Annotated in this window: 26 protein-coding genes; 14 read left to right on the forward strand and 12 right to left on the reverse strand. The window is 69.4% G+C overall.

The annotated features are described in order from the left end of the window. The first annotated feature begins 200 nt into the window (after positions 1–200). Positions 201–902, forward strand: a complete 702-nt coding sequence (locus tag OG205_RS34845) for a S8/S53 family peptidase (protein WP_330272155.1) — start codon at positions 201–203, stop codon at positions 900–902. Here the strand turns inward: OG205_RS34845 and OG205_RS34850 are convergent. From OG205_RS34850 to OG205_RS34870, 5 genes are all read right to left on the reverse strand, one after another. Beyond that, a complete protein-coding gene (locus OG205_RS34850; protein ID WP_330272156.1) occupies positions 872–2,869 on the reverse strand; it encodes a CHAT domain-containing protein in 1,998 nt (665 codons plus the stop codon). The genes OG205_RS34845 and OG205_RS34850 overlap by 31 nt on opposite strands. Next, a complete protein-coding gene (locus OG205_RS34855; RefSeq protein WP_330272157.1) occupies positions 2,866–3,237 on the reverse strand; it encodes a hypothetical protein in 372 nt (123 codons plus the stop codon). Before OG205_RS34855 ends, OG205_RS34850 begins: the two co-directional genes overlap by 4 nt. Further along, positions 3,234–3,479, reverse strand: coding sequence for a hypothetical protein (locus OG205_RS34860; protein WP_330272158.1), 246 nt, complete (start codon positions 3,477–3,479; stop codon positions 3,234–3,236). The genes OG205_RS34855 and OG205_RS34860 overlap by 4 nt, the downstream gene beginning before the upstream one ends. Then, a complete protein-coding gene (locus OG205_RS34865) occupies positions 3,476–4,006 on the reverse strand; it encodes an RNA polymerase sigma factor (RefSeq protein ID WP_330272159.1) in 531 nt (176 codons plus the stop codon). The genes OG205_RS34860 and OG205_RS34865 overlap by 4 nt, the downstream gene beginning before the upstream one ends. Before the next feature lie 96 nt (positions 4,007–4,102). Continuing rightward, positions 4,103–5,266: a pyridoxal phosphate-dependent aminotransferase gene (locus OG205_RS34870; protein WP_330272160.1), complete on the reverse strand. Its 1,164-nt coding sequence runs from the start codon at positions 5,264–5,266 to the stop codon at positions 4,103–4,105. Positions 5,267–5,295: 29 nt separating this feature from the next. On the opposite strand from OG205_RS34870, the gene OG205_RS34875 reads away from it, so the two are divergent. After that, positions 5,296–6,543, forward strand: a complete 1,248-nt coding sequence (locus tag OG205_RS34875) for a DUF445 domain-containing protein (RefSeq protein WP_442916622.1) — start codon at positions 5,296–5,298, stop codon at positions 6,541–6,543. Here the strand turns inward: OG205_RS34875 and OG205_RS34880 are convergent. Continuing rightward, positions 6,516–7,013, reverse strand: coding sequence for a CGNR zinc finger domain-containing protein (locus OG205_RS34880; RefSeq protein WP_319976737.1), 498 nt, complete (start codon positions 7,011–7,013; stop codon positions 6,516–6,518). The genes OG205_RS34875 and OG205_RS34880 overlap by 28 nt on opposite strands. Positions 7,014–7,099: 86 nt before the next feature. Between OG205_RS34880 and OG205_RS34885 the strand changes: the two genes are divergently transcribed. Genes OG205_RS34885 through OG205_RS34895 form a run of 3 tightly spaced genes read left to right on the forward strand, consistent with a single transcriptional unit; the run spans position 7,100 to position 10,526 of the window. Beyond that, entirely contained in the window at positions 7,100–7,624 is a 525-nt protein-coding gene (locus tag OG205_RS34885; RefSeq protein ID WP_319976738.1) for a PadR family transcriptional regulator, read from the forward strand. Beyond that, complete coding sequence (locus OG205_RS34890) at positions 7,621–8,295, forward strand: ABC transporter ATP-binding protein (protein WP_330272161.1); 675 nt, start codon at positions 7,621–7,623, stop codon at positions 8,293–8,295. Before OG205_RS34885 ends, OG205_RS34890 begins: the two co-directional genes overlap by 4 nt. Then, positions 8,292–10,526 carry an ABC transporter permease gene (locus tag OG205_RS34895; protein ID WP_330272162.1) on the forward strand — a complete coding sequence of 745 codons (2,235 nt, stop codon included), beginning with the start codon at positions 8,292–8,294 and terminating at the stop codon, positions 10,524–10,526. Before OG205_RS34890 ends, OG205_RS34895 begins: the two co-directional genes overlap by 4 nt. On the opposite strand, the gene OG205_RS34900 is transcribed toward OG205_RS34895, so the two are convergent. Both OG205_RS34900 and OG205_RS34905 read right to left on the reverse strand, forming a co-directional pair. Then, positions 10,462–12,480, reverse strand: a complete 2,019-nt coding sequence (locus OG205_RS34900) for an NACHT domain-containing protein (protein ID WP_330272163.1) — start codon at positions 12,478–12,480, stop codon at positions 10,462–10,464. The two genes, OG205_RS34895 and OG205_RS34900, sit on opposite strands and share 65 nt — an antisense overlap. Before the next feature lie 72 nt (positions 12,481–12,552). After that, positions 12,553–13,620 (reverse strand): methyltransferase domain-containing protein, encoded by a 1,068-nt coding sequence (locus tag OG205_RS34905; protein WP_330272164.1) that lies wholly within the window; start codon positions 13,618–13,620, stop codon positions 12,553–12,555. A gap of 91 nt (positions 13,621–13,711) precedes the next feature. Here OG205_RS34905 and OG205_RS34910 point away from each other — a divergent pair, with 91 nt between their 5' ends. From OG205_RS34910 to OG205_RS34930, 5 genes are all read left to right on the forward strand, one after another. Next, positions 13,712–14,116 (forward strand): helix-turn-helix domain-containing protein, encoded by a 405-nt coding sequence (locus OG205_RS34910; protein ID WP_442916623.1) that lies wholly within the window; start codon positions 13,712–13,714, stop codon positions 14,114–14,116. 5 nt (positions 14,117–14,121) lie between these two features. Next, entirely contained in the window at positions 14,122–14,787 is a 666-nt protein-coding gene (locus tag OG205_RS34915; protein WP_330272165.1) for a hypothetical protein, read from the forward strand. A gap of 102 nt (positions 14,788–14,889) precedes the next feature. Beyond that, the gene (locus OG205_RS34920) at positions 14,890–15,183 is read left to right on the forward strand and encodes a DUF2516 family protein (protein WP_093605924.1); all 294 of its coding nucleotides are present in this window, start codon (positions 14,890–14,892) and stop codon (positions 15,181–15,183) included. Between the two features lie 29 nt (positions 15,184–15,212). Continuing rightward, positions 15,213–15,836, forward strand: coding sequence for an alpha/beta fold hydrolase (locus OG205_RS34925; protein ID WP_330272166.1), 624 nt, complete (start codon positions 15,213–15,215; stop codon positions 15,834–15,836). Between the two features lie 9 nt (positions 15,837–15,845). Further along, on the forward strand, positions 15,846–16,391 hold the full coding sequence (locus tag OG205_RS34930; protein WP_330272167.1) for a type 1 glutamine amidotransferase domain-containing protein: 546 nt from the start codon (positions 15,846–15,848) through the stop codon (positions 16,389–16,391). A 28-nt stretch (positions 16,392–16,419) separates the two neighbouring features. Here the strand turns inward: OG205_RS34930 and OG205_RS34935 are convergent, their stop codons facing one another. Then, positions 16,420–17,178: a MerR family transcriptional regulator gene (locus OG205_RS34935; protein WP_330272168.1), complete on the reverse strand. Its 759-nt coding sequence runs from the start codon at positions 17,176–17,178 to the stop codon at positions 16,420–16,422. A 128-nt stretch (positions 17,179–17,306) separates the two neighbouring features. Between OG205_RS34935 and OG205_RS34940 the strand changes: the two genes are divergently transcribed. After that, positions 17,307–17,855, forward strand: coding sequence for a YbaK/EbsC family protein (locus tag OG205_RS34940; RefSeq protein WP_330272169.1), 549 nt, complete (start codon positions 17,307–17,309; stop codon positions 17,853–17,855). Here the strand turns inward: OG205_RS34940 and OG205_RS34945 are convergent. Beyond that, entirely contained in the window at positions 17,852–21,262 is a 3,411-nt protein-coding gene (locus tag OG205_RS34945) for an nSTAND1 domain-containing NTPase (protein ID WP_330272170.1), read from the reverse strand. The two genes, OG205_RS34940 and OG205_RS34945, sit on opposite strands and share 4 nt — an antisense overlap. A gap of 111 nt (positions 21,263–21,373) precedes the next feature. On the opposite strand from OG205_RS34945, the gene OG205_RS34950 reads away from it, so the two are divergent. Together OG205_RS34950 and OG205_RS34955 are read left to right on the forward strand one after the other, a co-directional pair. Further along, positions 21,374–22,648 carry a hypothetical protein gene (locus OG205_RS34950; protein ID WP_330272171.1) on the forward strand — a complete coding sequence of 425 codons (1,275 nt, stop codon included), beginning with the start codon at positions 21,374–21,376 and terminating at the stop codon, positions 22,646–22,648. A 55-nt stretch (positions 22,649–22,703) separates the two neighbouring features. Further along, positions 22,704–23,132, forward strand: coding sequence for a hypothetical protein (locus OG205_RS34955; protein WP_330272172.1), 429 nt, complete (start codon positions 22,704–22,706; stop codon positions 23,130–23,132). A gap of 111 nt (positions 23,133–23,243) precedes the next feature. Here OG205_RS34955 and OG205_RS34960 read toward each other — a convergent pair whose 3' ends face one another. After that, the gene (locus tag OG205_RS34960; RefSeq protein ID WP_330272173.1) at positions 23,244–24,311 is read right to left on the reverse strand and encodes an LOG family protein; all 1,068 of its coding nucleotides are present in this window, start codon (positions 24,309–24,311) and stop codon (positions 23,244–23,246) included. Positions 24,312–24,439: 128 nt separating this feature from the next. On the opposite strand from OG205_RS34960, the gene OG205_RS34965 reads away from it, so the two are divergent. Next, positions 24,440–25,414, forward strand: coding sequence for an aminotransferase class III-fold pyridoxal phosphate-dependent enzyme (locus OG205_RS34965; protein ID WP_330272174.1), 975 nt, complete (start codon positions 24,440–24,442; stop codon positions 25,412–25,414). A gap of 40 nt (positions 25,415–25,454) precedes the next feature. Here the strand turns inward: OG205_RS34965 and purU are convergent, their stop codons facing one another. Further along, entirely contained in the window at positions 25,455–26,306 is an 852-nt protein-coding gene (gene purU, locus OG205_RS34970) for a formyltetrahydrofolate deformylase (protein ID WP_330272175.1), read from the reverse strand. Positions 26,307–26,333: the final 27 nt, after the last annotated feature.

A 26,333-nucleotide genomic window follows, 5' to 3' on the forward strand; every position in this document is an offset into this window, starting at 1 on the left:
ATCGAGTGACTTTGCGCCTCAGTCCCCTGTGGACCGTGTCGCGGCGGGGGATGGTGTCCGATGTGGACGTGCCAAAGCAGGTCAGCAGCCTCTCTGAGCTGGTCGATCACGCCTCCCGTGCGCTCGGCCCTGTGATCGCGCACGATCCAGCGGGTCCAAACGAGTGTTTGGTCCGTTCGGGGGAACTGATCGTCCTGCCAGTGGACGCACCCACTGTGCGCAAGCGTTTGCGAGGCGTCTACTCCCACGAGGAGATCGCTTCGGGCGTCATCCGCATGCACCTGAAAGCGTCCGAACGAGAGCGCGTCGTCGCCATCGCCCTTGAAGTGGGGGCAACGCCGAACCACGTCCACCTCGCCTGCCCAATCATGATCGGCACCTCCCGCCCGGTGGTGGGCGAGCGTCTGCCGGACCTACTGGGCGAGGGCACGGTCGCGTTGCTCGACACCCCTCTCGACGCGCCGCACGGAGCGTTGGTCGCCGGTGTCCTCCGCCATCACGGTGCTTCGGTGCGCCCGTTCCCCGTTCTGGGCGATTCGGGCTTCGGCGACGACCTGACCCTGGCCGCTGCGTTGAAGGCCACTCGCGACCTGCCGGTGGTGCTGGTCGCGTCCGGCACCTACACGTTCGACGACGAGTGCCCGCCAGTGCTGTCGGGCTGCGGCCGCAACGTCGTGGCCGCGGCGGGCAACGGCGGTTCCGCGCGCCCTTGGTGGCCCGCCGCCTTGCCTGACGTCACGGCGGTAGGTGCTTCCGAGACCTTCTCGGGGCACGGGCCGTGGGTGGACGTGGTGGTGTCCGGCGTCGACGTGCCCGCCACGGTCGGTTCCTCGCAACTGCTGTGCACCGGCACCTCGTTCGCGGCCGCTCTTCACGCCGCGACCCTGGTTCCTGTGCCGTAACAGCTGAACCCGAGGTGTGCGACGGCTCGCGCTGCTTCGGCGGGATGGCCGATCCGGCGGTGAACCTCGGCCATGGCCTCGCTGACCTGCGCGTCCGGCACGGGGAGGGTGGTCGCGATGACCGCTCTGGTGCCGGCGTCGAGGAACGCGCGGGCGAGGCCGGACTCGCAGGCGGACAGGACGACGATCTCGGGCGGGTTCTCGATCCTCGCGATGTCGTAGCCGTAGAGCGGGCCGTCCTCGAGTTCGAGGTAGGAGAACAGCGGGTTGTCCGGGTTGACGTGCCCGTGCGCCGCGATGTGCGCGATCCCGGCGCCTTCCAGTGCGTTGATCGTTGATTCCACAGTGGACTTCGCGATCGTTCCGCCGTGTTGTTGCTGGAGTGCGGGTACCTCATCGTTCTGGAGGTGGGGGCCGGTGATCCACGTTCGGTGTCCGCCGCGGCTGGACGGCCGCCAGTGCCGCAGCGACGGGATCACGTGCACTCGGCGGCCGAGTGCTGCCCACGGCATCTCGTGCAGCACGCCGTCCGGGATCACGATGACCTCCTTCTCGTCCGGCAGGAGGTCTGTGGTGATGGCGCGCCCGGCTTGCAGCGCGAGCTTGGCGGTGCGAACGAGTTCGGCGGGCTCGGGAATCACTCGCATTCGGGCACGTCCGTTGATCAGCGTGACCGCTCTTGTCTGTCCTTCGTGGACGATGAAGCTGACCAGCGGCAGACCCGCCGGGGTTGTCGCGCGTGGTTTGGTGCGAGCTGCGGAGGCCAGGGTCAGCCTCCGGACGTCCCGCTCCATCGCCTCCAACGGCAGCCCGAACGCCCTCGCCCTTCGCAGGTTCGTGAGTGCCTGCGCGAGTTCAGGCTCATTGGGAGGCAACGGAACCGAAGCACGGTGCTGCTCCGACCAGCGCAGCACCTCGCGAGCGGTTCGGGCGAGGTCGAGCGCGTGCCCGGTCAGTTCGCGGCGGGGCCAGTCGCCGTGATGCTCGTCGAGCAGCTTGAGCCCGGCACGGCACGCAGCCAGCGCACCTCGTCTGTTCGAGCGTCGTGCCTGCGCGAGCCACCCGAGCGCCCGCGTCTGCACGGGCCCGCGAAACCGATGCGCCGCAACGGCATCAAGCTTCCCCGCCGCCAACATGAACTCGACGTCCACGCCGCCAAGGCGAAGCGCGGGACCCGGATCTCCGTCACGCAACGCACACCGCGCGCTCAACATCGCCAACTCGGGAACGTGCCGGTTGCACCGCCGCAACAGTTCCATCGCAGGCGCCAGCACCCGCCGCGCCTCTGTGGTGAGCCCAGCAGCCAGCAACGCCTCGGCCCTGTCCACGAGCGCCTCGGGCCGGCTGGCCGAGTCGAGACCTGCCTTCGCCGCCTCCTCGTACCTGCGGAGCGCGAGCGGCAGATCTCCGGCGAGCATCGCCACGAACCCTCTGTTGTGCAAACACATCGCCGCTCTTCCTGGCTCGCCCATCGCCAGCAACACCGTCTGCGCGGCACTGAAATCCGCCTCGGCCGACACCAATTTGGTCGCGTTGCACCGAGCGATCCCACGCCCGATCAGCGCGTTGGCCAGCCACCGCTCGTCCCCGTACCTGCGCAACTCCCTGATGACCGCGGTGAGCTCGGCGATCGCCAGCCGAGGCTCAGCCGACTGACAGAGGTGCAGCCCGCGCAAGCACCTCGCCCTCGCCAACTCGCCGCCGCGCAGGTGGGGCGTCGCCAGGTCGAGGTGCTGAAGGCTCTGCTTGCGCCGCCCCCGATCCAGGTCGATCCACGCGAGCGTGAGGTGGAACCGCGCCTCGCTCGTCAGCCTCAGTCCGCGCCGGGCGAACCGCGCGGCGACGTCGAGGTGCCCGAGTTCGACGTGGGCGACGCTCAGGTCGTGCAGAGCGTCGGCGCGCTCTGCCTTCGTGCCGCGGACCTCGGTCGACGCGATGGTGGCCTGCGGGTCGGCGCTGGCGCTCACGCCACGAACCAGCCCGTCGTGAGACCCAGTTCGGGCACCGTGACGCACAGCGGTCCGGGGGTGACGTCGGCGCGGAACCAGCCTTCGGGGTCGGGGCGGAGGGCTTGGACGGAGTGCGGTGAGCGGATCTCGACGGCGACGTCCTCGTGGTCTAGGACGCCGGTCAGGTGCAGGCCTGCCGGGTCGGAGTCGAGTTGGAGGTGCAGGCGGCCGGAGCCGACCTGGAACACCAGCAGGTGCGACGGGCCGCGGACGGGTTCCTCGACCGGGTGCATGGGTTCGAGGCCGGTCGGGTGCGGGGTGAGGGCGGACGGCGGGGCGTCCGAGTGGAACAGGCCGGCGATCTCGTCGAGCAGCGAGTCCCTCATCGCGAACCTCCAGAGGTCAGCGGGCTGTGGACAACGGGCGTGGGCGGGAGGCCGGTGGGCAGGTCGCGGGCGGTTGCCGTCGATGGGATGACGGCGTGGACCTTCGGGTCAGCGGATGGGTTGTGGATGCCGGGCCGCGTCGAATCGGCGGTGCAGGCCAGCAGGCTGTGGATGTCGAGCTGGGCTGGGGCGTCGATGCGGCCGAGGAGGTCGGCGAGCCGGGCGAGCACCGAGGCCCTCATCGCAGGTCCTCCAGCTTCCGCCGCAGCTCAGCGAGGCAGCGGCTGCGCGTGGAGCCAACGCTCCCCACCTTCATCCCCAGGGCGTCGGCAACCTGTGCATAACTCAGTTCGGGGCTGTGGGCAGCGATGCGCAGGAGGCGCTGGCACCGTTCGTTCAAGGTCGTCAGCGCGGACCAGAGCCGGCGCTGCCGATCGGTCGTGATCGCGACCTCGTCGGGCGTGGGGAGGACCGACGTCGGCTCCCACAGGTCGTAGGAGACCTCGCGGCCACGTGTGCGCAGGACGGTGAGCGACTGGCGGGTGGCGGTACGGACCAGCCAGGTGCCGAGGCGTTCCGGTTCTCGGAGGCGGGTCAGGTGTTCTGCCAGGCAGAGCCAGGTGCACTGGTAGACGTCGGCGGCGTCGGCGTGGCTCAGGCGGAACGATCTGGGCACCGACCAGACCAGGCGGGAGTAGCGGTCGACCAGGGCGTCCCAGCCGGACAGGCCGGAACGCCAAGCCACGAGAACCTCAGTGTTCGAGTCCATGCCATTTGGAGTCGAACTCCGGCGCCGTGGCTCCCGGGCTCACCCGAAAGTGGGTTGTCCACAGTTGTGGAGAAACTTGTACACAGCTGTGGACAACTACAGTTTGTGGAGGCGCTCCACGGCTTCGTCGATCACGGCGTCCTGCTTGCAGAACGCGAAACGGATCAGGTGCTGCCAATCCGCCGGGCGGTCGGTGAACACCTGGACGGGGACTGCGGCGACGCCGATTCGGGCCGGCAGTTCGCGGCACAGGGCCAGGCCGTCCGTGTGGCCCAGAGGGCGTACGTCGGCGCAGATGAAGTACGTGCCCTCGGACGAACGCACCTCGAAACCTGCTGCACGCAGGCCCTCGGCCAGACGCGCGCGCTTCGAGGCGAGGGAGTCGCGCAACCCCGTGACCCAGTCCAGTTCGGCGGTCAGTGCGTGCGCGACGGCGGGCTGGAACGGTGCGCCGCCCACGAAGGTCATGAACTGCTTGGCCGCGCGGACCGCGGCAACCAGCTCAGCGGGGCCGCACACCCAGCCGATCTTCCAGCCGGTGCAGTTGAACGTCTTGCCGGCGCCGGAGATCGACAACGTGCGTGGCGCCATCCCCGGCAGCGAGGCCAGCGGGATGTGGACAAGTCCGTCGAACACCAGGTGCTCGTAGACCTCGTCGGTGATCGCCAGCAGGTCGTGCTCGACGCACAAAGAGGCGATTGCTTGGAGCTCCTCCAAACGGAACACGGTCCCGGTCGGGTTGTGCGGCGAGTTGACCAGGATGGCCCGCGTCCGAGGCGTCACGGCGGCGCGCAGAGCGTCCACGTCCAACGCCAGGCGGCCCGACTCGTCCTCGCGCAGGCCCACGGTCACCCGCGTCGCGCCGGCCATGGCCACGGAGGCGGCGTACGAGTCGTAGTACGGCTCGATCAGGATCACTTCGTCGCCGGCCTCGACCAGCGCCAGCAGCGAAGCGGCGATCGCCTCGGTGGCGCCGACGGTCACCAGGACTTCCGAATCAGGGTCGTACGAGAGCCCGTACCGCGCGCGGTGGGCGGCGATGGCGCGGCGCAACACCGGCATGCCAGGGCCGGGCGGGTACTGGTTCACGCCCGACGCGATCGCCGACTGGGCGGCCTGAAGCATCGACGCCGGGCCATCGGTGTCGGGGAAGCCCTGACCGAGGTTGACGGCGTCGTGCTGCACGGCCAGCGCCGTCATCTCCGCGAAGATGGTCGACGTGAACGGCTGCAAACGAGGAACTAGCGCTGGTACCCGCACAACGCAGGATCTTCACGGACAATGTGGTTGTGGAGCAACTGACCGCCGCTGACCAGCAGAAGCGCACCGACCTGCGCAAGATGAAGGTAGTCGCGACGAGCTTTCTCGTCGGCGCGACGATCATCTTCTTCGGCACGCACGCCTTCGAGGGCGCCTGGGTCGGGTACGTGCGGGCCGCCGCCGAGGCCGGCATGGTCGGCGCGCTCGCCGACTGGTTCGCCGTCACCGCCCTTTTCCGCAGGCCACTGGGGTTGCCGATCCCGCACACCGCGATCATCCCCGAACGCAAGAACATGTTCGGGCAGACGCTCGGCGACTTCGTGGGCGTCAACTTCCTGAGCCCCGCGGTCGTGCAGGACAAGCTCCGCCGGGCGGGCATCGCGGAACGCGCCGGCGCCTGGATCAAGCAGCCGGAGAACGCCGAACGGATCACCAACGAGCTCGCGAACGTCATCAAGGGTGCGATCACTGTCCTCAAGGACGAAGAGGTCCAGGCCGTCCTCGAGCAGGCGATCGTCAAGCGGGTGACGGAGAAGCCGTGGGGTCCGCCGCTGGGCAAGCTGCTCGGCCAGGTCCTGACGGACGGCGCGCACCACAAGCTCGTCGACCTCATGTGCGACCGCGCCTACGAGTGGGTGCGTGACAACTCCGACAAGGTCAGCCTCATCGTCACGGACCGCGCGCCGACGTGGTCGCCCAAGTTCGTCGACGCGCTGCTCGGCGACAAGGTCTACACGGAGCTGGTCAACTTCGCCTGGGCGGTCAAGACCGACGTCAACCACCCGATGCGGCTCGCCGTCGACCAGTTCCTGATCGAGTTCGCCACCGACATGCAGACCGACCCGGCCACCATGCAACGCGCCGAGCAGGTCAAGCAGCAGGTCATCACCCACCCCGACGTCCAGAAGCTGATCAGCTCCGCTTGGGGTACTGCCAAGAAGATGCTCATCGACGCCGCCGAGGACCCGTCCAGCGAGCTCCGCAAGCGCGTCACGCAGGGCCTGATCACGCTCGGCACCAATCTCACCGATGACGAAGAACTGCGCGCCAAGGTCGACGGCTGGCTGGAGCAGGCCGCCGGGTACGTCGTCGGCAACTACCGCGCGGAGATCACCACGCTGATCACGGACACGGTCGAGCGCTGGGACGCGGAGGAGACCTCGCGCAAGATCGAACTGCAGGTCGGCAGGGACCTGCAGTTCATCCGGATCAACGGCACCGTGGTCGGTGCGCTCGCCGGCCTGGTGATCTACACCGCGGCCAGTTTGCTGTTCTGAGGCGGGTTCTGGGCTCGGGTTCGTTTTCGGAACGTGCGGGCCTTCTCCCTGTTCCCGCAGACCTGCATCGAGCACCAGGTGCGCGAGCGGTTGCGGGAGCGGTCGAAGAACGCACGCAGGCAGTCGTCGGCGGGACAGATCTTGAAGCGTTCCCAGGAGCCCAGCACGGCGAGGCGGGCGGACGCGGCGAGCACCGCGCCGAGCGCGTCCGAGCTCGACAGCACCGGAACGCCGTCGGTGAGCTCGATGTGGACGACGCCCGCTGCCGTCTGAGGCCCTGACGAGCCCTCGATCGACGACCGCAGCGCCGCACGAGCGGCGCGCGCCTGCGCGATTTCACTGCTCCGCCCGAGGCCGCGCTCGGTCACCCATGCGCGCCAGGAGGCTTCACTGTCCAGTACGTGTCGAGTGTTCAGGAAGTCGAGCAGCAGCTCGACGTCGTGATCCCAGCCGACAGTCAGACCAGTCACCCCACCACTGTAGGCGTCACGGCGGCGGCCCGTCAGGGCATCTGATGAATACACCGGGTGTATACATCGTGTGTATAGTGCTGCTCATGTCGATCGGACACGCACTGTTGGGGCTGCTAGAAGGCGGTCCAAGGCATGGCTACGACCTCAAGCGCGCCTACGACGAGCGCTTCGGGCACGACCGGCCGCTGCACTACGGACAGGTGTACTCGACCCTGTCGAGGCTGCTGAAGAACGGCCTCGTGAGCGAGGCGGGCGTGGAGGCGGGCGACGGCCCGGAGCGCAAGCGGTACGCGATCACGGACGCCGGGGTCACCGATGTCGAACGCTGGCTCGGCACTCCGGAGAAGCCGGAGCCGTACCTGCAGAACACCCTTTACGCGAAGGTCGTGCTGGCCCTGCTGTCCGGCCGCAGCGCGACCGAGGTGCTCGACACCCAGCGTTCCGCGCACCTCACCACGATGCGCGACCTGACCAAGCGCAAGGTGGACGGCGACCTCGCCGACCAGCTCATCTGCGACTTCGCCCTGTTCCACCTCGAAGCGGACCTGCGCTGGCTCGAACTGACCGCGGCGCGCCTCGACAAGCTGGCCCAGGAGGTCAGGAAATGAGCCTCTTGAGGGCAGAGGACCTGCACAAGTCGTTCGGCAGGACGCACGCGCTCGAAGGTGCGGGCCTCACCGTCCGCGCGGGCGAGATCGTCGCGGTGATGGGGCCTTCGGGCTCCGGCAAGTCCACCCTGCTGCACTGCGTCGCGGGCATCCTGCCGCCGGACTCCGGTGTCGTCAGCTACGGCGACCGCGAGCTCACCTCGATGTCCGACCGGGAACGCAGCGAGTTGCGGCGCACGGACTTCGGGTTCGTCTTCCAGTTCGGCCAGCTCGTGCCGGAGCTGACCTGTCTGGAGAACGTCGCGCTGCCGATGAGGCTCAGCGGCGTGAAGCGCAAGGACGCCGAGAAGGCCGCGAAGGAGTGGATGGCCAAGCTGGAGGTCGACGGCGTCGCCGACCAGCGACCCGGTGAGACGTCCGGCGGTCAGGGCCAGCGCGTCGCGATCGCCCGTGCGCTGGTCACCGGACCGAAGGTGATCTTCGCCGACGAACCGACCGGCGCGCTCGACTCGCTCAACGGTGAACGGGTCATGCACCTGCTCACGACGGCCGCGCGGGAGACCGGCGCCGCGGTCGTGCTCGTGACGCACGAGGCCCGCGTCGCCGCCTACTCCGACCGCGAGGTCGTGGTGCGCGACGGCAAGGCCAGGGACGTGGAGTTCGCCCGATGAAGCAGGTGATCAGCGACCTCGCTCTCGGCGTCCGGCTGGCTGTCGGGGGCAGCCGGAAGTCGTGGGGCAGGCTCCTGCTGCAGGGCGTCGGCATCGGTCTGTGCGTGGCGATGCTGTTGCTCGCCGCCGCGGTGCCGAACGCGCTGGACGCGCGGGACGACCGCGGTGACGCGCGCAGCATGATGACCGACCGCGAGGGACCGGCGCCGATCCAGGCGGAGGAGATGTACGTCCACTTCCGCTCGCGGGACATTCCCGGCACGTACCTCAAGGTGCGCACGCCGGACGCCCCCGTGCCACCGGGCGTCGAACGGTTGCCGCGGGACGGCGAGATCGTCGTGTCGCCCGCACTCGCGGAGTTGCTCGCATCGCCGGAGGGCGAACTGCTGCGCCCCCGGTTCCCGCAGAAGGTGATCGGCACGATCGGCGCGGCCGGCCTGATCGGGCCGCAAGACCTGAAGTTCTACGCTGGCGACAGCAAGATCCCGGACGATTCCGGCATCGCCGTGTACGCCTACGGGAAGGCGTACGAGCGCATGGGGATGGACCCGGTGCTGTGGATGCTCAGCCTCGTCGGCATCGTCGTGCTGCTGTTCCCCGTGCTGGTGTTCGTCAGCGTCGCCACCAGGCTCGCCGCGGCCCAGCGCGACCGCAGGCTCGCGGCGTTGCGGCTGGTCGGTGCGGCGGCGGGCCGGGTGCGGCTGATCGCGTCCGGCGAGACGCTGGTCGGCGCGCTGACCGGGCTCGTGTTCGGCATCGGGTTCTTCTTCGCGGTGCGACCGCTGGCCGACGACGTTCCCGTTCCCGAGTTGGCGCTCTACCCCGCTGACCTGCTGCCCACCCCGTCGCTCACGGCGGTGGTTCTCGTGGCCGTGCCGGTGCTCGCGGTCCTCACGTCGTTGTTCGCGATGCGGCGCACGATCATCGAACCGCTCGGCGTGGTCCGGCACCAGAAGCCGGTCCGGCGCAGGCTGTGGTGGCGCCTGGTGCCCGCGGGCGGCGGAATCGCCCTGCTGGCCAGCCAGTTCCGCTACAGCGGCGAAAAGGGCTCGTCGTTCGAGGTGGCCGTCATCTCCGGCGTGGTGCTGCTGATGCTGGGCATCCCGGTGCTGCTGCCGTGGCTGGTGGAGCGGGTCGTGAACTGGATGCGCGGTGCGACCCCGGCGCTGCAGTTGGCGGTGCGCCGGTTGCAGCTCGACGCGGGTACGGCGGCGCGGGTCGTCGGTGGTGTGGCCGTGGTGCTCGCCGGCACGGTGACGCTGCAGGTCATCCTCGCGAGCGTGGAGAAGGACGTCGTCTCCGAGGAGAAGCGGGACGCGACCCACAACTTCGTCTCTCTCACGCCCAAGGACGACATCGACACCGCCGACCTGCACAAGGCGGTGGCGGCCAGCAAGGGCGTGCGGGCCGTGCACGTGCTCGACCGCACCTTCGTGACCCAGTCGGGCAGCCGCAACACGATGGTCTCCATCGGCACCTGTGCGGCGCTGAAAGCACAGGCGGACGCCAAGGACTGCGTCGACGGCAAGGCCTACCAGGTGCGGTTCGCCCGGGACATCGCAGAGGCCACGTCCGGCGACGTGGTGATGACCATGGACAAGATCGCCTGGACCCTGCCCGCGATGCAGGAGGTACCCGGCACCATGCCCGGCATCTACCTCACTCCCGCCGCGGCGAAGGGCCTCGATCTCACTGGCAGCCGGCCCCAGTTGCAGGCCGAGCTCGACCTCGCGGTTCCGGACGCCGCCGAGCACATGCGCAACTCCATCGCCGGGTACGGCTGGCGGGTCCACGCGTACTTCATCGGCCAGGACGACACAGCCGAGGTCGAGTTGATCTTCGCCTCGATCCGCAGGGCGTTGCTCGCGGGCGCGGTGCTGACGTTGCTGCTGGCCGGGGCGTCGCTGCTGGTCATGGCGCTGGAGCAGGTTCGGGAACGGCGCCGCCCGCTCGCCGTGCTGGCGGCGACCGGGGTACCGCGCGGCACGCTCGCCAGGTCGCTGCTGTGGCAGAACGGCGTGCCGCTGGTGCTGTCCACGGTCATCGCGGTCGGCACCGGCATCGGACTGGGCGTGATGGTCACACGGGTGTTCAACGCCGAGGTCGTCTACGACTGGACCGGCATCGCCGCGCTCACCGGTGCGTCGATGCTGCTGGTCCTCGCGGTCACTGCTCTGACGTTGCCTTCGCTGAGAAAGGCGACCGGAGCACTGGGGTTGCAGAGCGAGTAGTCGCCTCGTGCTCTGCCAGGCGGTCCTGCACCAGTCCGTGCCGGAACTGGTAGCAGGCTCCCGCCCGGCAGAGCACGCCGAGCTTGCGCGAGTCCTCCAGGAACACCATCAGCTCCCAGGGCAGCTTTCCGCGCAGTGCCAACCAGATCCGCGCGACGGTGAACCACCACCAGCGCAGGTGCAGCACGGCCAGCGCGAAGCCGAGCATCAGTCCGGACGCGAGCCCCAGCCCGACCATGCCGGTCTGGGCGGGGCCGAACACCAGTGCCGCCGCCGAACCGAACACCACGGCCAGCACGAGAGATCCGGTCCACACCGCGATCCGGTCGCGGGACATGGTCCATTGAGGACTGGAAGCCTGCGAGAGCTCGGCCGCGCTCGTCAACGCGAACCGCAGCGCGATCGCCACGGCGAGCCCGAGGCCGACGACGAGTCCGGCGGAAAGTCCGTACAGCGCACCGAACACGAGTCCGGCGGCGAGTCCGAGCACGCCGGGCACGAGCAGCAGACTGCGCCAGATTCCCAGGCGCGGCTTGGCTTTGCGCTCGTGTGACGCGGTCAGGGCCGCCGCGCCGACACCGATGCCCGCGACGAGACCGGTGATCGGGGCGAGCGACGGCGTGATCGAGTAGGCCATCAGCCAGCCGACGCCGAACCCGCCGATCGCGCCCAGCACCAGCGCGCCGAGCACGGCGAGCCACGTGTTGCCGACCGAACGGCGCAGCTCCCACCAGGCCAGTTCGCGGATGCCGCGGTCACGCATCTCGTGCGCCAGGAACTCGAGCCACTTGCGGGCCCTGTCCCGTGGCCAGACCTGCGTGGCCTTGGCGTGGTGCGCGAACGCCCTGTTGCCGAACGCGCGCGACACCAGTTCGTCGCAGAGGTGGTCGGAGATCGCCCGCGCGTCCGGGAAACGGCCGCGGTCGAGCAGTTCGGTCGGCTCGGCCTCGCTGTCGGAGTAGACGATGCTGGCCAGCCACATCGTCAGCGGCGTGGACAACGCGTCCGCGAGCCTGCCGTCCGGTTCCTCGCGCAGCTGGATGAACACCGGCTCCCAGCGCGCCGCGCCCCAGCTGTCGGTGCTCGCCCGCAGGTAGGCGGCGACCTCGTCCAGGTCGAGCGGGGCCAGTTCGACGACGTCGGCGCCGGGCAGCGGACCGGCGAGGTGCACTGCCTGCGCGAACTCCGCCGTGCGGCAGGTCAGCACCAGCGGCCGGTTCGCACCGAACGCCTTCGAGATCCGCGCGAGGGCGTCCGCGCGCTGGTGGGCGGGGATGTCGTCGAGGCCGTCGAGCACGGGCAGGACCAGGTGCTGCTCGACCAGCAGGTCACCGGCGTAGCTGCCGTACAACTCGGTGTTGCGCAACGCCGGATGGTCCTCGTACAGCCTGCGCGTGAGCCACGTGCGGACGTCCTCGACCGCCGGGTTCCACGTCGACAACGGCAGCAGCACCGGCACCATGCCGCCGTCGTAGCGGTCCAGCAGACCGCACGTCAGCAGCATCGCGACCGTCGACTTGCCGGTGCCGGCCTCGCCGATGATCACCAGCCGGCGGTTGATCTGCCGTTCGAACGCGCCCACCACGGCGTCGCTGCGTCCCGGCGGCGCGTCCGGCTCGTCGCTCACGTCCAGTTCGGGGGCGATCCAGTGCAGGTCGAGGACGTCCGGGTCGGTGAGGCCGCGGGAGCGGACCTCCTCGTTCCACTGCGACTGCAGGCCGATGGCGAGCGCCCGGCACGCCGCGTCGAGGTGCTCGTCGGTGCTGAGCGCGGCGTTGTGCCTGCGCCGGACCCACGGGTCGAGCAAAGCCAGAAAGCCCAGGAACGCCAGCGCGAGCACGATCAGCCACAGGTGCGGGTGGATGCCGTGGTCGGTGACGAACAACCCGGCCGCGGTGAGCAACGCGGTGAGCACGCACCCGGCCAGCAATGCCTGCTGACGGAATCTGGACATGCGAGGCATCATGACGCACCGCATCCGCTCGGGGTCGATTCAGTGACCCGTGTCGTGACGTTCAGTTGTTGATCACAGATGCCAGCGGAGATCGCCCAGCGTCAGGTGCTGGCCGTCGTCGCCGATCGTGATCCCGAACTGGCTCCGGCGCGGTTTGCCCAGGTCGTTCCAGTCGGTGAGGGCCTGCTCCGCGATGTCCCACAGCCGGCGCGGGCCGCCCTGGTCGACGTGCGAACCGTGGTGGTGCACCCAGGATCCGTCCGAATGGGCCAACCAGTCACGGCCGGCTGCCACCTCCGGCAACGTGATGCCCGCGAAGAACTCGAACGGGCTGGCCGGGTCGATGACCGAGTTGAGCCGCAACGAGGTGGTGCGGCGGTCGAACGTGCCTTCGCCTGCCGGCGCCGGTGGCCGGGCGTGCGCGCGCAACGGCATGAAGCGCCCGTCCTCGCTGAGCACGCGTCCTTCGCCGGTGCCGTCGCCGTTGGACGCGATCAGCACCAGCCCGGCGCCGATGGGGCGGTGCAACGTCGTCACCACCAGGCCGCCCCGCCGCGTCTGCTCCAGCCAGGCGGGCGGGATGGTCGAGACGGAGCAGGTGGCCAGCAAGCGGTCGTACGGTGCGCGGGCGGGGTGGCCCAGCGCGCCGTCACCCGTCACGCAGGTGGGGAAGAAACCGTTGCGGTGCAGTCGTTTGCGTGCGCGGCGCGAGATGTGCGGGTCGACGTCGATCGTGGTCACGCTGCCGGAACCCACGGCGTGGCAAAGAAGAGCCGCGTTGTACCCCGTGCCCGTCCCGACCTCGAGCACCGACTGTCCGTTGTGGACGTCCAGGGCCTCCAGCATGATCGCCATGATCGTGGGCATGCTCGACGAGCAGGTCGGTGTGCCGCCGCTCACGGTGTCGTCGCCGTCGAACTGGGTAACCCACACCCGGTCGGCGTAGACCAGTTCGAGCCAGTGCGGGTGCCGCGCGGTGACCCGTTCCCAGTCGCCGGTGTGCAGCTGGCGGTAGAAGCGCGGCAGGAACTCGTGTCGTGGAACGACGCGGAAAGCGTTGAGCCACTTGGGATCGTGCAGCACACCGTCACCGAGCAGGTGATCCGTCAGCTCGGCTCGTAACGCCCCGGCGTCGTCCATGTCGCCTCCCACGGTATCCCTGTGGCGGAGACCACGCAGCGATTGCTAGCAGGGTGCTTGCAATAGCTAGCACTCGTCGCTAACGTGGTTGATGGCACGAGGAACGGGAGCGGGAACAGTGGACAAGTCCATCGACAAAGCAGTCGCGGACCTCGGCCGCAACATCGGTGAGTACATCCGCGAGCAACGCAACACCGCCAAGATCTCCTTGCGGGAGCTGGCGAAGCAAGCAGGTGTCTCCAACCCATACCTCAGCCAGATCGAGCGAGGACTGCGCAAGCCCAGCGCGGAGATCCTTCAGCAGATCGCCAAGGGGCTGCGCATCTCGGCCGAAGTGCTCTACGTCGAGGCCGGGATCCTCCAGCAGCGCGAAGGCGGTGCGTTGGCGGACGCCATCGTCGCCGCGACCGATCTGACCGAGCGGCAGAAGCAGGTGCTGCTCGACGTTTACGAATCTTTCCGGCGGGAGAACACCGCCACCAACGAGGAGGACTGATCTCCATGCCGAACTTCACCCAGGACGACGTTCGCAAGGCCGCCGAGCAGGGCGCCCACGCCGCCCGCCAGGCACTGCTCGCCGCTCTCGGCGCCGGTGACCTCGCCGCCAAGGCCGTCGTCGAGGCCCTGACCAAGGCCAAGGAGCGTGCCGAAGAGGCCCGCACCCAGGCCAAGGACCTCCCGACCGAGCTGAACGACCTGCGCGACAAGCTGCAGCCGGCCGAGCTCAAGAAGCTGGTCGACGCCTACACCGCCTCCGCGGTGAACCTGTACACCTACCTCGCGGACCAGGGCGAGCAGACGCTGGAGCAGATCAAGGCCCAGCCGCAGGTCAAGCAGGCCGTGGAGCAGGTCGAGCAGGCCGTCGAGGCCGCGCAGAAGCGCGCCGAGTCCGCTGCCGCCGACGCCCGCGTCATCGCGGACGACGTCCTCGGCAAGGTGACCCGCCGCACCCGCTCGGTCGGCGAGAAGGTCGCCCTCCAGGTCGAGGACAGCGCCGAGAAGCTGGCCGAGGAGATCGTCGAGGCCGGTGGCGAGGCCGCGCACGAGGTGCGCAGCACCGCCCGCAAGACCGCGAACCGCACGGCGCCGCGCAAGCCGGCGACGACGACCCGCACGACCACCACGACGGCCGCAGCGAAGAAGACCACGCCGAACACCGCCAAGTGAGTCTGTGAATTTCTCCGGGAGGGGAGCAGTCCGACAGGGCTGCTCCCCTCCCGTCGTACGTCCACGTAGGCTGGGTGCGTGTTCTACGTGCCGATCTTCAGCATCTGGAACCTCGACGGCATCGTGTACTTCTTCGCCGACCTGGGGTTCAGCATCTTCGGCCTGTTCGCGTTCTTCCACGCACTGAGTCAGCGCCCCGACGCGTACACCGCGATCGAGCGCATGACCAAGCCCGCCTGGATGGGTATCACCGGCGGTGGAACGGCGGCGTTGCTGCTGTTCGGGCCCGGTGGCGTCGGGTCGATCTTCTGGCTGGCCGGGCTCATCGCGGTGCTCGTGTACATGGTGGACGTGCGCCCGAAGCTGATCGAGGTCCAGCGCGGCCCTCGTTGGTGATCACCCACTCGTACGGCTCCGGTTCAGCGGTGACGCTGGTCGCCCACGGGCTCGGCGCCACGCCCGGAGAGGCGCGCATCCCCGCCTCCGGGCTGCCCGGCACCCGTGTCGTGGTGACGCTGCCGTCCCACGGCGACGCCCCGGACGCCCCTCCTGGGTACTGGGACTACGGCCGGATCGCGGCCGATCTGGGCACCGTTCCCGCCGACCACGCCGTCGGTGTCTCGCTGGGCGCCGGTGCGCTGGTGCGGCTGATGTCCCTCGAACCTGATCGTTTTCAGCGGGTGGCTCTGCTGCTGCCCGCGGTGCTCGACCAGCCTCGGCAGCCCATCACGTTGCAGCAGCTGTCGGACCTGACGACCGGGCCGCCCATCTACGTCGCCGAGCGGCGGGCCGCCCTGAAGCGCCTGGAGGCCGCCGCCGAGCAGTTGCCGGGGCAGGTGGCTGTTCCCGATGCTTCCGCTTTGGCGGCCGTGTCCACTCCGGTGCTGGTCATCGGCGCTGTGGGCGATCCTTTGCATCCCGAAGACGTGGCCAAGGCGACGGCGGCCGCGTTCCCCGACGGTGAGTTGTGGCTGATCGACTCGCCCTCACCGATGGTCACCCACCGCGCCGAGATCCGGCACCGATTGGTCTCCTTCTTCGCCGGGTAGCCGAAGTGCATGGCTGAACAGAAGAAGATCGCGTTCCTGGTGGCAGAAGAGGGCATCGAGCAGATCGAGCTCACCGATCCGTGGGCGCACGTCGAGAAGGCCGGCGGGGTGCCGCGCCTGATCGCGCCGAAGCTCGGTGAAGTCCGGGGGTTCAACCACCTCACGCCCGCCGACTCGTTCCCCGTCGACACGACCTTCGCCGACGCGTCCGCGGACGACTACGACGGCGCGGTGATCCCTGGCGGGGTGGCCAACAGCGACTTCCTGCGCATGGACGACGACGCCGTCGAGCTGATCTACGCGCTGGTCGCCGCCGGCAAGCCGATCGCGGCGATCTGCCACGGGCCGTGGCTGCTGGTCGAGGCGAACGTGGTGCGCGGCAAGATGCTGACCTCGTTCCCGAGCCTGCAGACCGACATCCGCAACGCGGGCGGCGACTGGGCCGACGAAGAGGTCCGGGTGTGCGACATGAACGGGTGGACGCTCGTGACGTCCCGCAATCCCGACGACCTGCCGGCGTTCAACCGAAAGGCTTTGAAGGCATTCGGTCTGTGATGCGGGATCTGCAGCTCCCGCATCGTTTCTAGAGGCGCGTCTCGGCGTAGTGCGCCATGGCGTCACGAGTCCACTCGGCCATGTTGCCGCCGCCGTCGACCTCGAAGTTGACCCGGAACTCGTCCGAGTCGACGTAGAGGTCGCCGAGACCCCGGTAGGACTCCCGGTTGGGCGTCCAGCTCAGGCAGATCCAGCGGTAGTGGCGGTCGATCTGCTCCTGCGTCTCCAGAGCGTCGATCGCCGTGCCCGCCGTGTACAGGGCACCGAGCTTCTGCGCGATGTCCCGCCAGTCGGCCATGAACTGGTCCGCGTCGGCACGCTTCCAGCCCTGCATCTTCTTACGGCTCTCGGCGATGTGCTCACGGGCACCTTCGCCGTAGCGTTCGACGAGCTCGGCCTCGTGCCGTTCCTGCTTCTTCGCGTCGAAGCCCTCGAACAGCTCTTCCATCTTCACTTCGTCCCCTCCTTCCAGTTCTTCGATCGTGCGCGCGACGGTGTGGGCGAGCCGGTCCAGCCGTTGCCGTTCGTCCCGCAGCCACCGGTGGTGGTTGCGCAGGACCGTCAGCTGGTCCGTGCCGTCCAGCACCTTCGCCACCACGTCGAGGCCCAGTCCCAGGTCGCGCAGCAGCAGGATCTGCTGCAGGCGGTGCACCTGTTCCTTCTCGTAGTAGCGGTAACCGTTGTCGCCGATCCAGGCCGGCGGCAGCAGCCCGATCGAGTCGTAGTGCCGCAGCGTCCTGGACGTCACCTTCGACATCCGGGCCACCTGGGCGATCGACCAGGCCATTTCGGTTCCTCCTTCGCGCTCTGAAGATGAAGGTAGGGGTTGACGCAACGTAAAGGTCAAAGGGGAATTTGGCAGGATGGTGCGACCAGCTGCCAGGCGAATTCGCCGGAGTCTGCGGAGCAGCGACAATGGATTCTGTGTGGACCATCGCTGGATCGTTGGAACCCGTCCCCGTGCTGTCTCGCCTCGACCTGGTGCCCGCGCCGGTCGCAGCCGCGTTGAAGACGTTGGACGGCGCTGACCGTGTCGCCGTGGCCGAGATCGACCCGACCCTCGCCGACACCGCCGAGTTCTGCGCGCACTACGGCTCGCCGCTGGAAGCGTCGGCGAACTGCGTGGTCGTCGCGGGCAAGCGCGGCGACGTCGTCCGTTATGCGGCCTGCATGGTGCTCGCGACCATGCGTGCGGACGTGAACGGCGTCATCCGCAAGCGGCTCGACGCGCGCAAGGCGTCGTTCGCGCCGATGGACGAGGCCGTGGCGTTGACCGGCATGGAGTACGGCGGCATCACGCCCGTCGGCGTGCCCGCGGACTGGCCGATCCTCGTGTCGCCCGAGGTCGCCGCCGCCCCCGAACTGATCGTGGGCAGCGGCATCCGGGGCAGCAAGATCCTCATCCCCGGTGACGTGCTGATGAAGCTCACCGGGGCCGAGGTGCTTCCTGACCTGGCCCGTTAGCAACCAGGGGCGCACAGCCGGGTGATCACCTGGTCCGGGTCGAGGTTCCACCTGATCACCCGCGGGTCCGGGCCGGACGACGTGAGGTCGCCGTCGGAGTCGAACAGCACGGCGTTGACGGGGCCGGTGTGCCCGGTCAGCGTTGCGACCTGTGCGCCGTCGGCGACCTGCCACAACGTGATCAGGCTGTCGTTCGCGGCCGCCGCCACGGTCGTGCCGTCCAGGCTGGCGGTGACCGCTCCGATGGCACCCCGGCCGGTGACGAGGGTGCGCGACTTGCCGTCGCGATCCCACAGGGCGACCTCTCCGCCCGCGTCGCCCACCACCAGCAGGCCCGAACCCGGTACGGCGGCGATCGACTTCACCGCGGGGCCGGTCTCCCGGACGACCTCGACCTGGTCGCCGGACCACCGCAGCACCCGGCCGTCGGCTCCGCCCGAGACCACGAGGTCGCCGAGCAACGCCACGGTGTTGACCGGCCCCGAGTGACCGGTGGGCAGCGCGCGGCCTGGTTCGGCGGAGTTCAGGTCCTGCACGACGACCGCGGCGTCGGCACCGCTGGTCACCGCCCGATCGCCCGACACGACAAGGCTCTTGATCGCGCCACGACGGCCCTGCCAGGTGCGCAGGACGCTGCCGTCGGTCCGCCACGACGACAACACTCCGCGCACGTCGGCGACCACGATCTCGGTCGCGGTCCGGAACGCCAGCGCCGTCACGTGCGCGGGGACGTCGATGCGTCCGATCTGCCTGCCCTCGCGGTTCCACAGCAGGACCATCCGGTCGCGCCCGCCGGTGGCCAGCACCGCACCGTCCGGGGAGAGGGCGATGCCGTCCGGCGGACTCGTGTGACCGGTCAGAGGGGGCAGCGGCAGGCTCCAGAGGCTCACGCTCTCGTCGCCGCCCGCCGCGAACCAGTTGCCGTCCGGGCTGAGCGCCGCCACGTAGAACGGATGCGTGCGGGTGATCAACCCGGTCAGCCACCCGCCGTCGGGCACCGTCCACCAGCGGATGCTGCCGTCGTCGCTGGTCGACACCAGCTTGGTGCCGGTCGCGTCGAACTGCACCGAGTGCACGCCGCCGACGTGCCTGCGCAGCCCGGACGTCTTGCCGGTCGCCAGCACCCGCAGCACCACCTGGTAGTCGTCTCCGCCGGACGCGAGCACATGGCCGTCGGGACTCAACGCCACGGTGCGGACGGCTGCGACGTGATCGGTGAACGTGCGCGCGACGCCGTTCTCCACCACCAACGTGCCCTTCTCACCACCTGCGGCGAGCACGGATCCGTTCAGCGCCAACGCGTGGACCTCGCCCAGTTCGTGCAGGACCACGCCCGTCCGCGTCCAGTCATCCGTGCGCCACAAGGAGATCAGGCCGTCGGCTGTCGCGACTGCGGCGGTCGTTCCGTCCGCCGAGAGCACAAGGGCTCGTATCCCGGCGTCGAGGGAGATGGTCCGCAACGGCAGGTGTGTTCTGGTGTCCCACAAGATGATTCGCCGGTCGTCACCCGCGGACACCAGGGTCGTGCCGCCCGGCATGAACGCGAGAGCACGCACGGCACCGTTGTGCTGCGTCAAAATCGTCGGCGCGGCAGCGGAAGAGGGCGACCGCAGCAGCACCGAGTGGTCATCGCCCGCAGTGGCGAACAACGAGCTGTCCGCGCTGAACGCGACCGCGCGAACCGGCCCGCGATGATCCTTCAACACCGTCCGTGCGGGCTTGTAGGCCGCGGTGCTGAGCAACGCCCCGCGCGCTTCCGCGGTCGCCGACGTGCGGTAGGCGTCCACGGCGAGTCGCCCGGCCGCGTCCGGCCATGACGCGCTGAGGTCCTGTGCCTGCACCGCGATCTGACGTGACTCGGCGACCTGCTGTTCTCTCAGCGCGGCGTTGCCCTGCACGACGGCCACGAACGTCACCACCAGGCACGCCACCGTCAGCACGGCCAGTGACTTCACCAGCGTGCGCAACCGGCGGGACTGCCGGTCCGCCGCCTGCCTGGAGGCACTCTCCTCGTCCACCGCCGCCTGCAGGAACTCGCGTTCCAGGTCGTTGGACGACATCGGCCACTCGATCCGGCCTGCCAGCTCGCGCATCGCGGCGAGCCGCGCGCCCCGGTAGAGCTCCCCGGGATCGCGCCCTGCCGACTGCCACGCCGCGGCGGCGGTGGTGAAGTCGCGGTGCAGCCGCAACGCCTCCCGGTCGTCGTCGATCCACTGCCGTAATCGGGGCCACGCCCGTACGAGTGCTTCGTGCGCGAGCTCTGCAACGCCGTCCGCGACGACGATCAGCCGTGCGTTCGCGAGGACGTTCACGACGTGCGCGGTGTCGGTCGGCCGGCCCGCGGCCATCACCTCGTCGAGCGGGGCCCGGCGGCGCAGATCGTTCACGTCGTCGTGGGTCTGCACGAGCCTGAGCAGCACCGCGCGTGCGACGGCCTGCCCGCGCAGGGACAGCTCGGCGTAGGTGCTCTCGGCCGTGGTGGCGACGGCACCGGTGACCCCGCCACTCGCCCGATAACCGTCGAGGGTCAGCCGGCCGCGTTCGCGTCTTCGCCACGTCTCCAGCAGCGCGTGCGACAGCAACGGCAGCGCGCCCGACTGCCCGCGCACGTCGGCCATCACGGCCGCGAGCACGTCCGGCTGCACCTTCAGCCCGGCGCGCACGGCCGGTAGTTCGACGGCGGCCCGCAGTTCGTCGTCGGTCATCGGCCCGACCAGCACCTGGGCGTTGCGCAACGCGTCCACCAGGGCGGGCACCGTGGCGCAGTGACCGAGGAAGTCGGCCCGCACGGCGAGCAGCACCCGATTGCCGCCGTCGAGAAGCGACTCGACGAACGCCTCCCGGTCGACCGCGCTGTCGAAGTGGGTGAACAACTCCTCGAACTGGTCGACCACCACGAGATCGGCCTGGCCGCCGCGCCAGGTCGTCGGTGTCGCGGTGAGGACCGTCCAGTCGGTCAGCGCCGGCAGCACCCCTGCGTGGATCAACGAGGACTTGCCCGAACCGGACGGCCCGAACACGCCGACGACGCGCTGTCTCCGGATGCGGCCGGCGATGTCCGCGGCGAGGTCGTCCCGTCCGAAGAACCGGTCCGCGTCCTCGATCCCGAACGCGGTGAGCCCGAGGTACGGCGTCGCGTCGTTCTCGCCAGTGGCGGCTTGGCGCCAGCGCTGCTCCCACAGGGTCGCATCGCCTTCGCAGGCCTGGACGTACGCGAGCGCCACCGCGAGCGACGGCAGCTGTTCTCCCGCGGCGGCCTGCGACAGCGCCGTGGCGGAGTAATGAGCGCGCAGGGCGAGTGTCCGGTAGTTCGGCGAGCCTGCCTTCTCTCTCAGTTGCCGCAGCTCCCAGGCGAACCGCTGGACCGGGCCTTCCTCGGGATCGATCGGCCGCTCTCGTCTACCCACGCGGACTCCAGTTGATCTGAGTTGATTGAAAAGCGCCCGCGTCACTGCCTGGTCAACTCGGCCCGCTCTAAACCTGAAGCCGCAACGACTTCAGGCTGAGCAGGAGTGATGATGACCAGACGCTGGCGCACAGCACTTCTAGTGGCGTTGACGGGTGCGCTGAGTGCGGCGTTGCCCGTGCAGGCACAAGAGGCGGCAGACGAACTAATCCACAGCCGCCCAACGGGTGCGTTCGCATTGACGGCCGATTGGAGTCTGGAGTCCTCCGCGGCGCAGCTGCAGACCGCGGTCGGCACCACGACGTCGGTCGCCGCACTGCTGCGTGACGCGAACCGGGACATCGCCTCCTGCAACAGCGCGCAGCAGCAGGCGCTTCCGGAGAACTACGACCGAACGGACTACCCGCTGACGTCCGGGCAGATCCTGCGCAGCAGCGAGAAGTTCTGCTGGGACCCCGGTGACAGCAAGGTCGCCTACTGGATCCCCCAGGGCGTCACCGGTTCGGCGGACGCCGACGACGACGGCCTGTGGGGCGAGAACCGCATCCTGCTCGTGAGTTGGCACTACCGCGACTCAGGGCCGGACAAGGGCGTGCGCATCTCGTTCGTCGACATGAAGAACCGCAAGTACCGGCACGTGCTGCTGGTCGAGCCGACCGCGAACGCCGACTACAAGGCGGTGCCGATCCACGCCGGTGGCCTAGCGTGGCTCGGCCACTACCTCTACGTGGCCGACACCTCCGGCGGCCTGCGCGTGTTCGACGTCGAACGCCTCCTCGAGGTGTCCGACGCGCAGGACAGCATCGGCAAGAGCGGCAGCAACTACTACGCCTACAACTACAAGTACGTGCTGCCGCAGGTCGGCTGGTACCGGCAGCAGGTGCAGACGGAGTGCAAGAAGCCCAGCGCCACCCAGCTGTGCTTCTCGTCGTTGTCGCTGGACCGCAGTTCCACGCCGGACACGCTCGTCGTCGGCGAGTACCGCGACGAACGCAGCACCGACGCCGCTGTCGACGGTGGCCGGGTGGTCCGCTACCGCGTCGACGCCTCGTCCCGGCAGCTCACGCTGACCAGCGGCAAGGCCGTGCCGCAGGACGTGGTGACCGTGCCGCGCAGCAACCTCCAGGGCGTCCAGACCTGGAAGGACACCTACTACCTCGGCCGCAGCTCGAACCGCAACCACAGCTGGATGCACTTCGGTTCCCTCGGCGGAGCCACGAGCACCAACAGCTGGGCCATCGGCGGCGAGGACCTCTACCACGAGCACGGCCCGGGAATCACCGCCGGAAAGCTCTGGACGGTCTCCGAGCACGCCTGGACCGAGGACCGCAGCACGTTCATCGACCGGCGAGCGATCTTCGCCGTTCCGCTCAGCGAGATCGGCTGAGCCCACTCACCTCCGCCTGCTTCGAGGCGGAACGTCCGAAAACTGGAGGAGATCCATGCGCAGGCTCGTGCTTGCTCTGACGATGGCCGTCGCGGCCACGATCGGTGTCGTGGTGCCCGGCACCGCGCTCGCCCTCGACCTCGAGACCGACTACGCGAAGCTGGGCGGTTCGCCGCCGGCAAGCGCGCACTGTGCCGAGCCCGAGCACAAGGTCCAGGTCTGCTTCGAGCGCGGCGGCGACGTCTGGTGGGTGCTCGACCGGGACGCCGACAGCGCGTCGGCGCTGATCGACTGGAGGAACTACCGCGACGACAGGCTCTACCGCGTCGGTGTGTGCATCAACACGCACGGTGCGGGCACCTGGGCGTCGTGCAACAAGAACTACTACGAGGACAGCGAGTTGAAGGGGCACCAGGCGTACTGGGACCGCAACAAGGAGGACAGCTGGACGATCTACCTGCAGGACTGGCGGTTCCAAGGATGACGAAGGTGAAGTACCTGCGGGGGTTCGCACTCGCGTAGGAAACGGCCCTCGCCTTCGTCATGAGCGTTCTCCCAGTCGGGTGTGGCCACGGCCGCACCCGACTGGCAGAAGCTAGGACTGGTACTTCTGCAGCAGCTCGATCGCCTCGTCCACGTCGTCCGTGACGAGGATCCACTGCTCGGCCTCCCGGCCCGCCGCGAGTTTCATCACCAGCGGCGCGGCCGGGATCTCGTCGGTCCAGAAGGCCTTGCCCAGGAAGATCATGGGCGCGGCCGGGCCGACGCTGCCGTAGTAGTTCTGCGTGAAGTCCTGGAAGACCTCCTGGACCGTGCCCGCCTTGCCCGGCGTGTAGACGATGCCGCCGGTCGCGACGGTCAGCAGGCCCTCCTCGCGCACCGAGTTCGCGAAGTACTTCGCGTGCAGCTCGCAGGCAGGGTTGGGCGGCTCGTGGCCGTAGAACCAGGTCGGGATGCCGATCGTGCGCGGGGTGTCGAAGCTGCGGACCTCGGGGAACGCCGCGAGCCACCGGCCGATCGACTCGTCGTCGTGGCCGAACGTCGGGGCCTGCGCGATGGCGTCGAGAACGTCCCGGTCGACCTCGCCGAGCCGCACGCCCAGCGGCACCGCCTCCATCGCGCCCGGTCCGCCGCCGGTCAGCACGGTGAAGCCCGCGTTGCCCAGCGAGGCGCCCAGCGCTACGGCGTTGCAGTAGCCGTCGGAGCCGCGGGCGAGCGCGTGGCCGCCCATGACCGCGACCGGCGAGCCCGTCAGCGTCTCGTCGAGGGCCTCGGTGATCGAGTGGTCGTGCAGGCGTTCGGCCAGCGCGTGCAGCGGGTCGGGGTGGTGGCCCTGCTGCTTGCTGTGCCGGTAGATCTCGGCGTCCGGGGTGTCGGCGTACGACTTGGGGTTCGCCGGGTCGAAGCCGGCGAACAGCTCCTTCGGCGTGTACAGCGACGACCGGTAGACGTCGTACGGCAGGTCGGGGATCACCGGGAAGACCAACGCTCCCGCGGCCTCCGCCCGGCGCTGCATGGTCTCGCTGAGGGTGCAGCCGAGCAGCAGTGCCCCGTCGAACGGCACCCGCACGTCCTCGCGAGTGAGGTCAAGCCCGATGATGACGGCTTTGCGCAGGTCAGAGGATGCCCGCAGCTGGTCGAGGTCGGTGATTTCGGTCCGCACGGGAAAAAGCCTATGCCCAGGGCGAACCAACGTGGCCTGGAATCCGAATGAGTTGGTGGGAACTGAGGTCCGCTCGCCATGCAAGACGAGCGGCCACGGGCCGCGCTGCCCAGGAAAGGTTCCCCGCAATGGCCACCGAACTGATGACAGGATGCGCCGCCCGAGGCGCACGAGTGGTAGATCCCCACCGCGTCGAGTACCTCGACTGCGGCGGGTACGGAGTCCCTCTTCTCGGCCACGCCCACCCGGCCGTGGTGCAGGCCGTGGTCGGCCAGGTGCGCCGGCCGTCCCTGCTGGACCGCCTGATGCTCGACCTGGTCACCCCCAACGGGCTCGACCACATCCACACCTTCACCTCGGCCTCCGAGGCCGCCCAGTTCGCCGTTGCCCTCGCACAGGCGAACGGCCGCCCACGTGTGTTGACCACCGGTGACGTCCCGTACGGCGGCATCGACTCGTTGCGCGCCACCCTGGCTTCCGGACCACCGGCGTGCGTGCTCGTGGAACCGGTCCGCGGCGCCTCACTCCCGCCGACCGGCTACCTGAGCGCCGTGGCCGAGGTGTGCCGCGAGTCCGGCGCCCTGCTGGTCGTGGACGAGACGCGCTCCGGCCTCGGCCGCCTCGGCGTGTGGTGGGGCGTCGACCTCGACGGCGTGACGCCGGACATCATGCTGGTCGGCGAGGGCCTGTCCGGCGGCGTGCTCCCGATCGCCGCCGTGGTCGCCACGGCCGAGGTCGAGGTGCCACTGCTGCGCGGCTCGGAAGCCGTGTCACCGCTGGCCTCCGCCGCCGTGAACGCCTGCCTGCGCGTCACGGCCGCCGAGGGGCTGGTGGAGCGGGCCAAGCTGCTGGGCGACGAGCTGCTGTACGGGTTGCGGGCCGTGGTCGCCGGCAAGGCCCACGCGACCGGCACAGGGCTGCTGCTCGGCGTGGAGTTGCCGGACAAGCACGCCGCCGACGTGTTCACCGGTGAGTTGCTGAGGTCGCGCGTGCTCGCGGACTTCCGCGGCCGGACGGTCTGCTTCACCCCGCCCGCCGTCATGTCGGCGGAGGACGCGGGCTGGCTGGTCGAGGCGGTGGGCAAGGCGGCCAACAAGATCTGAAACGCACTTGATGGGGTTCCCTGCCAGGGAACCCCATCACTCAGAAGATCACCGTTTGGTTGCCGTGCACCAGGACGCGGTCCTCCAGGTGCCACCGCAACCCGCGCGCCAGCACCACCTTCTCGATGTCGCGCCCCTTGCGGACCATGTCCGCCACCGAGTCGCCGTGGTGCACGCGCATCACGTCCTGCTCGATGATCGGCCCGGCGTCCAGATCTGCCGTGACGTAGTGGCACGTCGCGCCGACCAGTTTCACGCCGCGGCGGTGGGCCTGGTGGTACGGGCGCGCGCCGATGAACGACGGCAGGAAGCTGTGGTGGATGTTGATCGTGCGGCCGGTCCAGGCGGCGCAGATCTCCGGCGGCAGGATCTGCATGAAGCGGGCCAGCACCACGGCGTGCGGGTCGTGCTTCTCCACCAGTTCACGCAGCTGGGAGAACGCCGCCTGCTTGCCCATGGGGTCGTTCGAGGGAAACGGCACGTGGTGGAACGGGATGCCGTGCGCGCGCGTGATGTCGCCGAGCTCCGGGTGGTTGCCGATGACGGCGGACACCTCGATGTCGAGTTCGCCGGTCGCGACCCTGGCCAGCAGGTCGTACAGGCAGTGGCCCTCCTTCGACACCAGGATGACCACACGCTTGCGGGAACCCGTGTCGGTCACCGTCCACGTCGACTGCGCGCCCAGCGCCGCGGCCACCTCCGCGAACCGGGAGCGCAGCTCGTCCACGCCGAACGGCAGGGAGTCCGCACGGACCTCCTGGCGCGTGAAGAACCAGCCCGTGTCCGGGTCGGTGTGGTACGCGGCCTCGACGATCCAGCCGCCGTTGTCCGCGAGGAACGACGAGATCCTCGCGATGATGCCGGTGCGGTCCGGACAGCCGAAGGTGATCACATAGCGACGCTCAGGCGATGACACGCC

This window comes from Lentzea sp. NBC_00516 (genome assembly GCF_036346835.1).
In the GTDB taxonomy this organism is placed as follows: domain Bacteria; phylum Actinomycetota; class Actinomycetes; order Mycobacteriales; family Pseudonocardiaceae; genus Lentzea; species Lentzea sokolovensis.

Excerpts from the sequence above, each read along its gene's own strand:
- OG205_RS34890 (WP_330272161.1), top strand. The coding sequence starts at position 7,621 with ATGAGCCTCTTGAGGGCAGAGGACCTGCACAAGTCGTTCGGCAGGACG.
- OG205_RS34955 (WP_330272172.1), top strand. The coding sequence starts at position 22,704 with ATGCGCAGGCTCGTGCTTGCTCTGACGATGGCCGTCGCGGCCACGATC.
- OG205_RS34930 (WP_330272167.1), top strand. The coding sequence starts at position 15,846 with ATGGCTGAACAGAAGAAGATCGCGTTCCTGGTGGCAGAAGAGGGCATC.
- OG205_RS34855 (WP_330272157.1), bottom strand. The coding sequence starts at position 3,237 with ATGAGGGACTCGCTGCTCGACGAGATCGCCGGCCTGTTCCACTCGGAC.
- OG205_RS34895 (WP_330272162.1), top strand. The coding sequence starts at position 8,292 with ATGAAGCAGGTGATCAGCGACCTCGCTCTCGGCGTCCGGCTGGCTGTC.
- OG205_RS34910 (WP_442916623.1), top strand. The coding sequence starts at position 13,712 with ATGGCACGAGGAACGGGAGCGGGAACAGTGGACAAGTCCATCGACAAA.
- OG205_RS34885 (WP_319976738.1), top strand. The coding sequence starts at position 7,100 with ATGTCGATCGGACACGCACTGTTGGGGCTGCTAGAAGGCGGTCCAAGG.
- OG205_RS34860 (WP_330272158.1), bottom strand. The coding sequence starts at position 3,479 with ATGAGGGCCTCGGTGCTCGCCCGGCTCGCCGACCTCCTCGGCCGCATC.
- OG205_RS34900 (WP_330272163.1), bottom strand. The coding sequence starts at position 12,480 with ATGTCCAGATTCCGTCAGCAGGCATTGCTGGCCGGGTGCGTGCTCACC.
- OG205_RS34915 (WP_330272165.1), top strand. The coding sequence starts at position 14,122 with ATGCCGAACTTCACCCAGGACGACGTTCGCAAGGCCGCCGAGCAGGGC.
- OG205_RS34865 (WP_330272159.1), bottom strand. The coding sequence starts at position 4,006 with ATGGACTCGAACACTGAGGTTCTCGTGGCTTGGCGTTCCGGCCTGTCC.
- OG205_RS34965 (WP_330272174.1), top strand. The coding sequence starts at position 24,440 with ATGGCCACCGAACTGATGACAGGATGCGCCGCCCGAGGCGCACGAGTG.
- OG205_RS34905 (WP_330272164.1), bottom strand. The coding sequence starts at position 13,620 with ATGGACGACGCCGGGGCGTTACGAGCCGAGCTGACGGATCACCTGCTC.
- OG205_RS34940 (WP_330272169.1), top strand. The coding sequence starts at position 17,307 with ATGGATTCTGTGTGGACCATCGCTGGATCGTTGGAACCCGTCCCCGTG.
- OG205_RS34935 (WP_330272168.1), bottom strand. The coding sequence starts at position 17,178 with ATGGCCTGGTCGATCGCCCAGGTGGCCCGGATGTCGAAGGTGACGTCC.
- OG205_RS34950 (WP_330272171.1), top strand. The coding sequence starts at position 21,374 with ATGACCAGACGCTGGCGCACAGCACTTCTAGTGGCGTTGACGGGTGCG.